This window comes from bacterium (assembly GCA_023150945.1).
In the GTDB taxonomy this organism is placed as follows: domain Bacteria; phylum Zhuqueibacterota; class Zhuqueibacteria; order Zhuqueibacterales; family Zhuqueibacteraceae; genus Coneutiohabitans.
The window spans coordinates 1-12,410 of record JAKLJX010000046.1; the positions used below are offsets into that span (position 1 = coordinate 1).

A 12,410-nucleotide genomic window follows, 5' to 3' on the forward strand; every position below is an offset into this window, starting at 1 on the left:
TTGGGTAACACATATTATGAGGCAACGACGCCATTTCAAAAAACCTTCGGTAACAATATTTATGAGCCAATGCGCAGGCCCGGCTGCGCGTCAGGCGCCCGTTTGCTTCGCGAGCGTAATCGCCTGGACGAGCGCTTCCGGCTGATCGGTGCCAATGCGAAATCGAGTACCGTTCTTCATGACGAGTTCCACTGCGCGAAAACCGGAAACATTCCACACCCAATAACTTCCCGGAATCCAGCGAATTCCCCAGCCCACAAACCACGGATTCTCCACGGCACGCACCTGGTCAACTTCTGATAATAGGATGGTTTTCCGGACAAACCCCACGCCAAACCAGCAGGTGAGCGTGCTCTTCTCGACCTCAACAGTTAGAGAAGAAAACATGGCCAGCACCACTCCCGTTATCGCCAGGACGGTGAGTGGCGAGAACCATGAGGGCCCGGCTCCCATGACAAGAACGAACAGCGTGACAATCGCCGCGCACAGCACCGCGATGATGATGACCGTCCCCACTTGCGTATGCCGGTAGGTCATTTTGCCTCCAGGTGTTCAACAATGTCTGCCAGCGCCTTCAGCCCTTCAACTTCGGCAGCCTGCGCCGCACGCAGGTGCTGAAGCGCGGCTGTTCTTCGTTGCGCGTCCTTGAGATGCGCCGCCCGCTGTGCCGCAGGAACTGTGTGAGGAAACTCCTGCGACAGCAGTTCTGTTTCGTGGGCAACGCGCAGATAGTGTTTGATGGCCCTGGTGAAGAGCGGCTCCAGTTCCGGCCCAAGCCGGGCTTTGGCCTCCGCGAGGAATTTCAAAGCGAAGCCGCGGCCCTCGGCCAACTCGGCGGCATTGTAAGAAACCCCGAAGGCATCCTCCTGCTCAGACTCAAGCAGTGAAATCCAGCGCGCATACCCTTCGGGACCTGCCTTACAGTCCGCCGGAACCCATTTTTGCGAGTTGGCCGAGAATTCAAGAACGAACTCAAACGCCCTTTTCACCATTTCCTGAAAAGCCACGTTCGACGCGATCGGCCGCACGAAGTGCATGCCCAGCAGTCCAATATCAGTCTGTCCAAGCTCATACCAGTAGACCGGCCCCTTCCCCTGCTCGGCCTCCCAGCCCTGATGATAATATCCGATGTCGTCATAGCCGATGATGAGCGAGCGGATCGGATTATCAAGATGGAATCCGTAGCACACATAGCCGCTGTCGATCGCCTGCCGCACCCGGTCCCAGACAAGCTTTTGGGTGGCGGGAAAATCGCTGTTCGACTTGTGCCGCCAAATGCTCTCGACCGAGAAGCCCAGATTCCGGCAGAGCTCGTAGGCGCCGCGCCAATTCCACACCGCCATGCTCTTGGCTTCGGCTCTTGCATCGACGTTGAGCAAGAATCCCACTCCGGTACCGCCGTAGAGCTGAGCGTCGCTGAGAGTGAGACCCAGGCTTTTCGCGCTTGCGCTCAGGCATCCCATCTCAGTATTCCAGTGCATTTCCCATTGGAGATTCTTGGCTCGTCGCATCCCACTGTGCGCGACCTCGGGATGTTTCGCCATGTACGCCGGCGTCATGATGGCAGGAAGGAGATAGTCCCTGATGCACACGTCATAGTCGACCGGCGCGAGTTGGCTGCCGGCGGTCTGGACAATCACCGCGTTCAGCGTCGGGAAGATAGTGATACTCTGCCCACCCCAGCCGCCGGCCTGCAACGCTTTGACCGGCACGCCATCAACAAAAAAGGCGATGGCCTGCCAATGGTTGAAATACCTCGGATGAGCACGCTCGAACCGTTGCATGGCGCTGTCGGCCCATGCCGCCGGCAGTATTCTGGTGCCGTTGAATTCGCCCCGCTGCAGAAAAAGCCACCCGAGCTTTGCCATGTCTCGTGGCACCATAAACAGGCCTTCCGAATCATCCCATCTGATATTGGAGATGCCGAGGGGAGTGAACAGGTCTCTTTGCGCGGCCACGAGAAAATGGGCCTTCGTGAGCTTCTGGAGGAGTCCCTCCAGCGCCTTGATGCAACCGGAATTATACACGAAACGCTCACCAGGGCGATACGCCAGCGGTCGTTCGAAGAGATTGCGAATTGGGTCAGGGCTGCGACTCAGAACGCGAAGGTCGTTCGAGGTGTCGAAATACGTGACCGCGTGCTCGTTCCACTGCAATCCCGTGGTCATGGTCACGAGATGGTACAGCGTGATCGCCGCCTTGTCTCCCGTCCCCAGCAGATCACCGTACTCGGGGAACAACTGCACCACGGGTACATGAAGGTTGTCGATCAGGCCCTGGTCGAGCGCGAGGCCGACAAGCGCCTCGGGTACGATTTTGGCGACCGAGGACATGCGATGCGGCTTGTCGCGATGGAAACCATGAAAGTACTCATCAAGAATGATCTTCCCGTCCTTCACCACCAACACGCTGTGCAAATTGGGAAAACCATTGGCAAGCACCCGCTACATGAGGGCATTGATCTTGCCGAGGTCCACCCCCTCGCTGGCAGCGCCGGCAACCGCCCACCCATCATCCCCTGCGCGGGGAGTCTCGTAGCGATAGTCGAGAATCCTCTCGCCGTTATTTCCCAAGCGCGGCACCATATTATCAAGCAGAAAATGGGGATCCGGACTTTTCCGCCAAAGCGTGAGCGGAATCCACCACGCGGGAGTGCCGTAGCGCCCCCGCACGGCATCTTTTTCGACTGTGCCTTCGAAAATCGCGTCGTACAGCCCGACCTTCATGAGGAGATGGCTCCCCTCCAGGGTTGCCACGGCCATGGGAATATCATTCAGGCCGTAATCCGGGCTGTGATGGGATACTGAGAGTGTGCCGTCGTTATTCGTGGCAATCACGTAGATGAGCCGGATGTCCTGGCCGAAAGAGTGGAGCGTTCCCTCCCAGACGCCGCTAACGTCCGCGGGTTTGACCGGCGGTTGCCCACAACTGGCCTGCACGAGCAGACCCAGGACGGCAAGCGACAGCGTCATTTTCCTCATGGCGGCATTCCTTTCAGCGAGTTGTGTATGCGCGATACAAAGCGCGCACGATCACGAGGCAATAGCATAATTGCATCGCCAGGCACACATACAGAACGATCCCCTCACCCAGGGCCTCCGCTCCCAGCGCGTACTCATGACTGATCTCATCAACCAGGATCTTGTCAACGGTAAGCAGCATGAGACTGAGTATGCCGAGAGCCAGCGTTGCAAGGTCTCCCTTGTTGGCAAACTGAGCCACGCGGGCGCGCGACCACAGCCAGAGCACGGACACGAGGTCGAATAGGAGCATGACGGAGAACGCGATCAGGAGGCTCATTTCCCCGCCGGCGCTTATGGTGCCGCGCTCCAGGAAGACTTGCTCTCTGAAGAGTATGATTGCGACCATGGCATAGATCACGATGAACGTGCAGATGATTGCCATTGTGAGGGCGACACCGTACATGTTCCGGGAAGCTGGTTTCATGCTTCCTCCTTTCATGGGTTTGCATGCAGCGACTTCCGCAAAAGCACGCGACCGCATGCCACCGCCGTGGCGACAGGTAATCGCGCGCGAGCAGGGTTGTTGTGGCTACTTTCTCTCCCCTCCGAACAAACGCCTGGCTTCCTCCGGCAACGTCTCAGCAGGTGTGAAATCGATTTTGTGTGGATAGTACTTCGAGGTATCGACCACACCCTCCAGGTAGAATCGCTCCGCGAGGTGATCAATAGCCCCACGCTGAAGCTTAAGCACGTCCATGTGACCCATCGCCGGGAGGATGATCATGTCGCTGTTGGTGAAGTACTTCACGGCCTCCCTCATGTTGGCAGGAGGGCTGGAGAAATCCAACTGCCCGTTGAGGATGAGTGTGCGGACTCTGATCGTATCGAGTTGGTGATATTCAGATGGGATCTGCGTAATTGGCCATCCCCCTCTTGCTATGGCTGTCCACCACAACTTGGCCGAGGGCGAACCGAGGATCGAACCGGGTGGATCCATCTCCACTTCATAGTTTCGGGTACTGTCCATGCCGCCGCTCGCCAGCTTGGCAAGGAAATCTCCCCAGTATTGCCGTGACGTATCCTGGACTGCCTGATCATACCCGAGAACCAGCAGCGCCAGGCCCGCCGGATCACCATGCTCCGCGGCAACAAATGCGTCAAAGGCGGCAGCCGCAGATTCGGTTTCATACAGACTGTAGAACGTCGCCAGCCGCACTTTGTCCGGATCGATCAGGACATCGTTCCAGGTTTGCGGCAGGCTCTTGAGAACGGTTCGAATCGTTTTGAGGATATCAGGGCTCTTTGCCGATGCTTCCGGGTCATTTTTCCAGAGTATATTATATTCCTGGAGCAGCGTGTCGATGACGGCAGGTTCCCACAATGAATCGAAGCGACGGCCCCGGCTGCTTGCTCCCACCATGAGATTCCGCTTCACGACGTTTGGGTAACGCAGGCAGTAGAGATATGCGAGCTGAGTGCCGTAACTGGTGGAGAACAGATTGATCTTGTCGTACCCCAGCGCGCGCCGGACCGCTTCGAGGTCCTCGACAACTTCGAGCATGGTATACCCATTGAGGTCAATGCCCTCCTCAAGCAACCGGTCGAATGAACGGCGCAGCGTGGTGCGGAATTCCAGCAGGGCGTCATGGGAGAGGGGATAATCCTTCGCCAGCGCCGCCCCGATTGCGGCGCATTTGAGTTTGACCTCTCCATCGACACCCCGATAGCCGACATTGACGACCTCATTGTGAGCATGGAACACCTCCGGCATTTCTCTCCAGAGATTGCTTTTTCCCGGGCCGCCGCCCAGGATGAAGATCGGTTCAGAGAGGGAGGCCTTCCTGGCATGATGCCGGATGAAGGGCAATGGCACGAGCCGGGAATGCGGGTCGTTCCGATTCTCCGGCACCTGCACCAGTCCGAAATCAGCAGCGTTATGATACAGCCGGCCGGCCTTCACCATGATGGCACCGGCCTGGCTCTCACGGAGCAGGGATGGATCTGGAAATGGAGAATCCTGTGCCGGCAGGTTCACAACCGGAAGGCAGGCAGCAAGCCAAATCCACCACGCGCGTCGATACCATTGTGCCATCAAACATTTCCTCCTGAAGATAGTACTCGATACGTGCGACTCATCCGAGTTGATAGTTGAACCACAGCAGCCCGAAAACGTCGTACACCGCATGACAGGCCATGGCTTCTGCAGCCGACCTCTTCCGCAGATACACCAATCCAAATGCCAATCCGACGAAGATGTAGAGGAACGACCGTTCGGGCCCCTGATAGGCATGTCCTGCTCCCTGCAGCAGCGACGCCATCACCAACGCGATGACCACCCCGGCCATCCCGAAGCATCTTTCGAACCTGGTGATGATGAAGAGACGCTGCAATTCTTCGATGAATCCTCCCATGAACACCGAGGCAAAGAACCACACCATGATGTTGATCTTGCCCATGAATTCTGCCAGCAGTCTCATTCCCTCTTCAAACTTGTCGGGGAGCAAAACCTTCATGAGGTTGCCGAGGGCAATATGATCGAGGAGAGCGAGGGCCAAGCCAAACGACGAGCCAATGAGAAGCTGGCGCCAAAGGCGTTCACTGCGAAACCCGATATCACGTGGCCGTTCTTTCCCCAGGAGCATGAACAAGGCGACAAAGGCAAGAGTCGTGATCGTGTTTGCAACGGCGAGTCGGAGTAACAGCCCAGGATTCAAGTCGATGTTGGCGGTGCGCCCAAGATTCGCAAAGTAGGTGCTGAAGGCGGAGAACCAGAAAAGCAAAATGACCACGACGGCAACATAGTTTGATACTCTGGTGGATTTCATGATCGGTCCCTCCCGCGAGCCTTGCCGCATCGTCTGAGTCAGCAGACGAAACAGAGTAGACATCGCCAACGAACTGGATAAGAAGAGAGCGAACCATCGACGCCTTGTGCAGGCATGGCCGCGCCGGATGCCGGCTCAGTTGCCAGGCCCCAGGCACTGATTTGGCCAAGCCTGAGGACACTGCCGCGTACGCCAGGGCAGTGCCGTTTGCGAGAGGAACGGACAGTGCAACAAGTTACAGCTAAAAGGGAAGCAATATCTGCCAGTTGTCCGACTCCTGATCATGAGTCGCAACCGGCACAGGTATGCGCTTGAACTGGGCGTGGATCGTCGAAAGGGAGGGAAAGGATTGACCCGAGGGGACGAGGGAGCATGCATGATCATACTCATCACATTCTGCCACCGTTTGCGGCGGTTGCCCGGGGCAGTCAGCCATGAATCACGCCCTGAAATTGCCGAAACGCAGTGAAAGAATCAATCTAGATTTTTGGGTTTGCAGAGAATTTGCGGGCGCTGCGCGCTGTCGGCGCCAGTGGGGCCAAAAGACGGGGAGAAACTGGCAGCAAGGGCGGCGACGAGTCCTGCTGAGGGCTCGCCACTGCCGATACGTGTAAGGTCTATGGGGCACCTGCATCGCTCCTCACTTCTGCTTTGGCGCTGAATTCTCTTGCAGATTTTCTGAATTCAACTATATTTGCCCGCATCTTTCAGCGCGGCGGGAGGGACTTGTAACGATTCACACGAGTTCCATATTTGCCTCCTCTCCAAGCTCACCACAAGCAGCGTTGTTTCTTCATATCACGAACTCATCCCAAATTCTGATCACTTGGACCACCGGCGCCGGCACCACTGGGGTGCGCTCGGTAAACGAAAAATCTGAATATGCCGTCTCCGCTTGAGTCTGCGCGCCGTGGAGCCTGATTTCGCTCATGGTGTTCTCGGGCGACAAGGTAAATACGCAGACTTTAAGCTGATTGTGCCGGCCCGGAATAGCCGGCAGGGACAAACGTGCCGCTGGGCATGATGATTCCCGCTTGGTGAGAAGCAGCGGTTGCGCAGTCGCGCAGGACGCCGCGGACACGCAGCAGCACAGTGGTCCAGAGAACGGCGAGAAGCACGCGCAAGCAGGACGAATTGACCGCCCCGATTCGCCCGCAGACGAATCGCTACGGCATTCAACACCTGCGCGTGGACATTTCCGGTTTTTCGCCAGGATTTTTTCTCATTCAGTCACGCGCGATTCGGGTTCAGCCCGGGGGCAAATATGAGTGTTACGGCCTCAAGACCGCCTTCTTCCCAGCCAAAACCGTATCTATCTGTCACAGCGCGCAGTTTGTTCCGTCTCGGCGTGAGCGTGGCCGGACTGCTGCTGCACACGTCCTCGCTTCTGGCCCAAAGCAGCGATCTCCGCTTCGACCGCATCTCGGTGGAGCAGGGACTCTCCCACTTTTCGGTCACCGTCATCGTTCAGGATCACCAGGGCTTTCTTTGGGTTGGCACCGAGGACGGCTTGAACAAATACGATGGTCACACCTTCACCGTCTACCGGCCGATTGCGCAGGACAGCAGCTCGCTTCCCCATTCCAGCGTCTCGGCTTTGCTCGTCGATCGCCATGGCCGTCTTTGGGTGGGCACGATTGACGGCTTGTGTCGCTACGACCCGGAGGCCGACAGGTTCGTGCGGTACCGGCATATTGCGCACGATCCCCAAAGTTTGCCCGCCAACGGGATTCGGGACATTTTCGAAGACGCGGCGGGCACGCTGTGGATCGGCACCAACGCGGGCTTGTGTGTGCGCCAGGAAGAAAAAGATCGCTTCGAACGTCACGCGCCAATTGCCTCGCTGAGTGCTTCACAGGACAATGACGTCCGTTCGATTTGCACAGATCGAGCGGGCCAGCTTTGGGTTGGCACCGCCGCCGGCTTGCGACGCTATGATCCGCAAAGCAAGACTTTCATTCCTTATCCTCACCAGACCGGCGCGTCCACCGATCCTGTCGAGAAGGCGATCATGAAGATTGCCGCAGATGGGCACGGCGACATCTGGTTCGCCACCGGTGCGGGCTTGCAGCGCTACGACCGCAAGACCGGCAAGGTCGTGCGCTGCCAGGATCCGCAATACTCGCCTCTGCTCAACACCGATATCATTTTTACGCTCTATGCGGACCGCCAGGGCATGCTGTGGATCGGCACGTACCATTACGGTCTGTTCCGGTATGATCCAAACACCGACAGTTTTTCGCGCTACGTGCACGAGCCGGGCAATCCCTCTTCGCTGGACCGGAATCGCGTCCATTGCGTCTATGAAGACCGCTCCGGCGTGTTGTGGGTGGGCACCTATCGCGGCGGCCTCAATCGCCACGACCGCAGGCAGGATGCTTTCGAGCGCTACGCCCTCGATGGTGCCGTGCACGCGGTCCTGCGCGATACGCGCAGCAATCTCTGGCTCGGCACTTTCGGTAATGGCCTGTTCCGGCTCGAGCAAGAACAGGGCCGGCGCACACGCCGCCGGCAGTATCTGCACGACGCTCGTCAGCCGGCGAGCCTGAGCAGCAACGAGGTACTGGCCATCCTTGAAGACCGCAACGGTGAAATATGGATTGGCACCGGCAGAGGCCTGAGCCGCTATGATGCGCGGCACGACAGGTTCGTTCATTACAAATACGAGCCATTGAATCCTGCCATCGCGGCTCACCGTGTGGTCAAGGTTCTTTATGAAGATCACCAGGGCGCGCTCTGGATCGGCACCAACGGCAGCGGCTTGTACCGGCTCGATCACCGGCGCACGGCCTTCGCCTGCTACCGTAATGATCCGCAAAATCCGCAGAGTCTGAGTGGCAACGACATTTGGTCGATCACCGCAGACGGACAGGGCGATTTGTGGATCGGCACGTATGGCGACGGCCTGAATCGCTACGACCGCCAAAGCGAAAGATTCGCCCGCTATCGCGATGACCTGCGGAATCCTGATGATCTCAACAGCGTTCTCATCTATTCCGTGTATGCCGACCCGCGTGGCCCGCTTTGGATCGGCACTTTCCTGGGCGGCCTGCACCGGCTGGACCGCGGGACCGGCGCATTCACACATTACACCGAGCAAGACGGCTTGCCGGATAATTTCGTGAAGGGTATTTTGCCCGATGACCATGGCCATCTCTGGCTGAGCACCGACAAAGGCCTGGCGCGATTCGATCCTCAAACCGGGATCTCCAAAAACTACACAAAAAAGGATGGCCTGCACGGGAATGTCTTTCTTTCCGGCGCCTACCATCGCGGCCATGATGGCCGCCTCTACTTTGGCGGCGAAGGCGGCGTGACGGCGTTCCATCCGGATAGCCTTCCGGTGAGGCCGTGCACTTCGCCGGTTGTGCTAACCAGTTTCAAGGTTTTTGATCAGCCTGTGCAACTGCCCCATCGCCTCAGCTCGACACGGGAGATCATGCTCTCGCATGAACAAAATTTCATCTCCTTTGAAATGGCGGTGCTCGATTACGCGATGCCCGAACGGAATCAGTATGCTCACTTCCTGGAAGGATTCGATCGCGAGTGGGAATATACCGGCACGCGGCGCTACGCCAGCTACACCAATGTGCCTCCCGGGCGATATACGCTGCGGGTAAAAGGCGCAAATGCCGACGGCGTCTGGAATGCGGACGGCGTGGCGATCAAAATCAAGATAACCCCGCCCTTCTGGAGAACGTGGTGGTTCAGAAGTTTGTTCGGCGCAATGCTCTTGGTTACGATCGGCGGCACGATTCGCTACCTCGAAATCAGGAAGCTGCGCGAGCGATTGCGGGCGGCGGAAAAGCAGCAGGCGTTGGAACGCGAGCGCGTCCGCATTTCGCAGGACATGCACGACGACGTCAGCGCCGGCCTTACCGAAATCGCCATCTTGAGCGAACTGGCGCAAAGGAACTTGTCGCAGCCGCAAGCCACCCGGGCACATCTCGTGAAGATCTCCGAACGTGCCCGGGAAGTCGTCGACAACCTCGGCGAAATTATCTGGGCAATCAATCCGAAACACGATCAGCTCGGCGATTTTGCCGCCTACCTGCGGCACCATGCCGTGCAGTATTTGATGTTGACCCGCATCTCCTACCACTGCGATTTTCCCGAGGCCTTGCCCGACGTGCACCTTTCGGCGGAAATGCGGCGCAATCTGTTTCTGGTCTTCAAAGAGGCGCTGCACAACCTCGTCAAACACGCCGGCGCGTCCGCGACCGAGCTGCGGCTGACTTGCTCGGCGCAGCAATTGGAGATCTCCATCCGCGACAATGGCAGGGGATTCTCGCCGGAGTATCCCGCGCCGTTCCGCAACGGTTTGGCCAACATGAAAAAGCGGATCGATGACATTGGCGGGACCTTCCTCCTGCAATCACTGCCGAATTGCGGAACGCAGATCAAAGTCGTGGTGGGATTGAAGAGGCCAGAGAGTAAATCATAAGCCGGTAAAATTCTATGTCGAGTTGGCTCGAACAAAACCTTTGAACACGGAGACACAGAGAACACGGAGAAGCACGGAGTCATTAGGTACAAACTTTTTTCGAAGCGAATGAATAGTCAAGACGCAATTTTCACTGAAAAGAATTTTTCTCCGTGTAACTCTGTGTTCTCCGTGGCTCCGTGTTTGATAGAATACTTTTGTCAATTCCTGTCCATCAAAATACCGCATTTGGAGTATTGCCTTGTGGGAGGCCGGCATGTATCTTGAGATGCAATCTACTTACACAGTTCCAATGCCAATCAAAATCGCCATAGTCGAGGACAACGAGGAGATCCGCGAGGGTTTGTGTGTTCTCGTCGACGGCTCGCCCGGCTTCACCTGCGCGGCGGTTTATCCGGATGCCGAGCAAGCCCTGCAATATCTCCCCGATGACCCGCCCGACGTCGTGCTGATGGACATTCGTCTCCCCCAGATGAGCGGCATCGAATGTGTCCAACGCTTGCGGGAACGCCTGCCCGAGCTGCAGATCATGATGCTCACCATGTTTGAGGACGACGAGCTGGTCTTCAACTCGCTGAAGGCCGGCGCCACTGGCTACATTCTGAAGAAGACGCCCCCGGCCGAATTGCTCGATGCCATCCGCAACCTCTACAACGGCGGCTCGCCGATGTCCAGCCAGATTGCCCGCAAAGTCGTGCAGGCCTTTCAGCAAATCAGCCAGTCGCACAAGGATACCGAAAGCCTGACCGAGCGCGAGGCCGAGATTCTTGCCCATCTTGCCCGGGGTTACCACGACAAAGAGATTGCCGAACAGCTTTTTGTCAGCGTCGAAACCGTGCGCACGCACATCCGCAACATCTACAAGAAGCTCCACGTTCACAGCCGCACCGAAGCCGCCCGCAAGTTCTACGGCCGCTGAGCTTCCTCCAATCATCTGGGATTGGCCCTCTTCCTGCCTGCCTCCCTCTTCTTGCTTTTTGCCCTCTGCTCCTTGCCCCTTGCCCTCGCCTACTCCAAAATGATGAGGCCGCGCCCTCCTCTGCCAACTACGAGTAGAAAAACTACTGCATTCGCGGGATTGTGCCTGAAGCGGCACTTCACTATGTTGCTGACACAACTCGTGGGGGGCTCCAGGTATTTGAACTGGCACATCCCCTCGATAATCACCCTCAAACTTATGGAGCATGCCATGAAAACCACGCGCTATCTTCTCCTCGCTGCCGCGTTGCTTGTCGCCGGTTGTTCACCGAGCGAGGACAGTAATCCTGCGGCGCCAGCGGCACTCGAACTGCAAGCGGAGCAGAACCAGCAGATTCTCGCCAAAGTGCCGGCTGCGCTGCGCAACCAAATTCCGCAAGCGGACCAGATCGAAGTCCGCGCCGGCCGTCTCTTCATTTGGTATCTGCAGGGACAGGGTACGCCGCCGGACTTTGCCGGACGTTGCGCGCCCTTGGCGACCATTAGCGCCACCGGCTCGGGCATCGCGACGCATCTGGGTCACTACACCGACGTGCAGTCCCACTGCCTCGATTTCGCCACGTTGCAGTTCAGTGAGGGCTTCGCGACCTTCACCTCGGTCAGTAGCGGAGATGACCTGCACATTCCGTATTGGGGTGTTTTGGTGCCCACCGCTGATCCGGCGTTGCTCAAAGTCGAAGGCAACACCACTTTCGCCGGCGGCACCGGTAAATTTGCCAACGCCAGTGGCCGCGGGATCGCCCGCGGCATTTTGAACGCCAACACCGGCGCGCTGGAGTTGGTGGGCGTCAGCACCTTGCGTCGGCACCACGACTGAGCCTCGCCACGACGCCAGTGGCAGTTGAGCAGCACACGCTCTCATGCACCAGGCCGGCGGGCACGCCCAGCGAGCTAATTTCGTCTGGAGACAATGCAGTAGGGCAAAGCGATTTGGCTTCGCCGGCTTGGTGTGGGGGGAGTTTGAGGGGGAAGGAAATCAGCGGAACTCACCATCGACGGCCGTGCGGCAGTGCTGCTGGAGCATTGGCGAGTTGCTGCCGGCGGAGAGGTTTCCAAGTCAAATCATCGCCACAGGCCTGGACGCGAAATCAGGCCAGCCGTCGATAGTATACCAAACCATGTTGTTCGAAGGACATAACTCTCAAGTGCCAAGACATCGTTGACAAGTTTTGGTGCCAGGACATCGTGGACACTCTCCCC

Annotated in this window: 9 protein-coding genes; 3 read left to right on the plus strand and 6 right to left on the minus strand. The window is 57.7% G+C overall.

Annotated features, from left to right (window positions below; translation table 11 throughout):
- Window positions 1-90: 90 nt before the first annotated feature.
- The 6 genes from L6R21_27815 to L6R21_27840 form a co-directional block, all read right to left on the minus strand.
- Window positions 91-537 carry a hypothetical protein gene (locus L6R21_27815; protein ID MCK6563017.1) on the minus strand — a complete coding sequence of 149 codons (447 nt, stop codon included), beginning with the start codon at window positions 535-537 and terminating at the stop codon, window positions 91-93.
- Window positions 534-2,441 carry a beta-lactamase family protein gene (locus tag L6R21_27820; protein MCK6563018.1) on the minus strand — a complete coding sequence of 636 codons (1,908 nt, stop codon included), beginning with the start codon at window positions 2,439-2,441 and terminating at the stop codon, window positions 534-536. Before L6R21_27820 ends, L6R21_27815 begins: the two co-directional genes overlap by 4 nt.
- Window positions 2,442-2,444: 3 nt before the next feature.
- Entirely contained in the window at window positions 2,445-2,981 is a 537-nt protein-coding gene (locus L6R21_27825; protein ID MCK6563019.1) for a hypothetical protein, read from the minus strand.
- 13 nt (window positions 2,982-2,994) lie between these two features.
- The gene (locus tag L6R21_27830) at window positions 2,995-3,447 is read right to left on the minus strand and encodes a hypothetical protein (GenBank protein ID MCK6563020.1); all 453 of its coding nucleotides are present in this window, start codon (window positions 3,445-3,447) and stop codon (window positions 2,995-2,997) included.
- Window positions 3,448-3,552: 105 nt separating this feature from the next.
- Window positions 3,553-5,055 (minus strand): alpha/beta hydrolase, encoded by a 1,503-nt coding sequence (locus L6R21_27835; GenBank protein MCK6563021.1) that lies wholly within the window; start codon window positions 5,053-5,055, stop codon window positions 3,553-3,555.
- 40 nt (window positions 5,056-5,095) lie between these two features.
- Window positions 5,096-5,788 carry a CPBP family intramembrane metalloprotease gene (locus L6R21_27840; GenBank protein MCK6563022.1) on the minus strand — a complete coding sequence of 231 codons (693 nt, stop codon included), beginning with the start codon at window positions 5,786-5,788 and terminating at the stop codon, window positions 5,096-5,098.
- Between the two features lie 1,333 nt (window positions 5,789-7,121).
- Here L6R21_27840 and L6R21_27845 point away from each other — a divergent pair.
- The 3 genes from L6R21_27845 to L6R21_27855 all read left to right on the plus strand — a co-directional run bounded on the left by L6R21_27845 (window position 7,122) and on the right by L6R21_27855 (window position 12,027).
- Window positions 7,122-10,232: a histidine kinase gene (locus L6R21_27845; GenBank protein ID MCK6563023.1), complete on the plus strand. Its 3,111-nt coding sequence runs from the start codon at window positions 7,122-7,124 to the stop codon at window positions 10,230-10,232.
- A 292-nt stretch (window positions 10,233-10,524) separates the two neighbouring features.
- A complete protein-coding gene (locus L6R21_27850) occupies window positions 10,525-11,151 on the plus strand; it encodes a response regulator transcription factor (GenBank protein MCK6563024.1) in 627 nt (208 codons plus the stop codon).
- 270 nt (window positions 11,152-11,421) lie between these two features.
- Window positions 11,422-12,027: a hypothetical protein gene (locus L6R21_27855; protein MCK6563025.1), complete on the plus strand. Its 606-nt coding sequence runs from the start codon at window positions 11,422-11,424 to the stop codon at window positions 12,025-12,027.
- The last annotated feature ends 383 nt before the right edge of the window (window positions 12,028-12,410 follow it).

Bases quoted from the DNA above. Each gene is read 5' to 3' on its own strand.
- L6R21_27840 (MCK6563022.1), bottom strand. From the start codon at position 5,788: ATGAAATCCACCAGAGTATCAAACTATGTTGCCGTCGTGGTCATTTTG.
- L6R21_27825 (MCK6563019.1), bottom strand. From the start codon at position 2,981: ATGAGGAAAATGACGCTGTCGCTTGCCGTCCTGGGTCTGCTCGTGCAG.
- L6R21_27830 (MCK6563020.1), bottom strand. From the start codon at position 3,447: ATGAAACCAGCTTCCCGGAACATGTACGGTGTCGCCCTCACAATGGCA.
- L6R21_27855 (MCK6563025.1), top strand. From the start codon at position 11,422: ATGAAAACCACGCGCTATCTTCTCCTCGCTGCCGCGTTGCTTGTCGCC.
- L6R21_27835 (MCK6563021.1), bottom strand. From the start codon at position 5,055: ATGGCACAATGGTATCGACGCGCGTGGTGGATTTGGCTTGCTGCCTGC.
- L6R21_27850 (MCK6563024.1), top strand. From the start codon at position 10,525: ATGCCAATCAAAATCGCCATAGTCGAGGACAACGAGGAGATCCGCGAG.
- L6R21_27815 (MCK6563017.1), bottom strand. From the start codon at position 537: ATGACCTACCGGCATACGCAAGTGGGGACGGTCATCATCATCGCGGTG.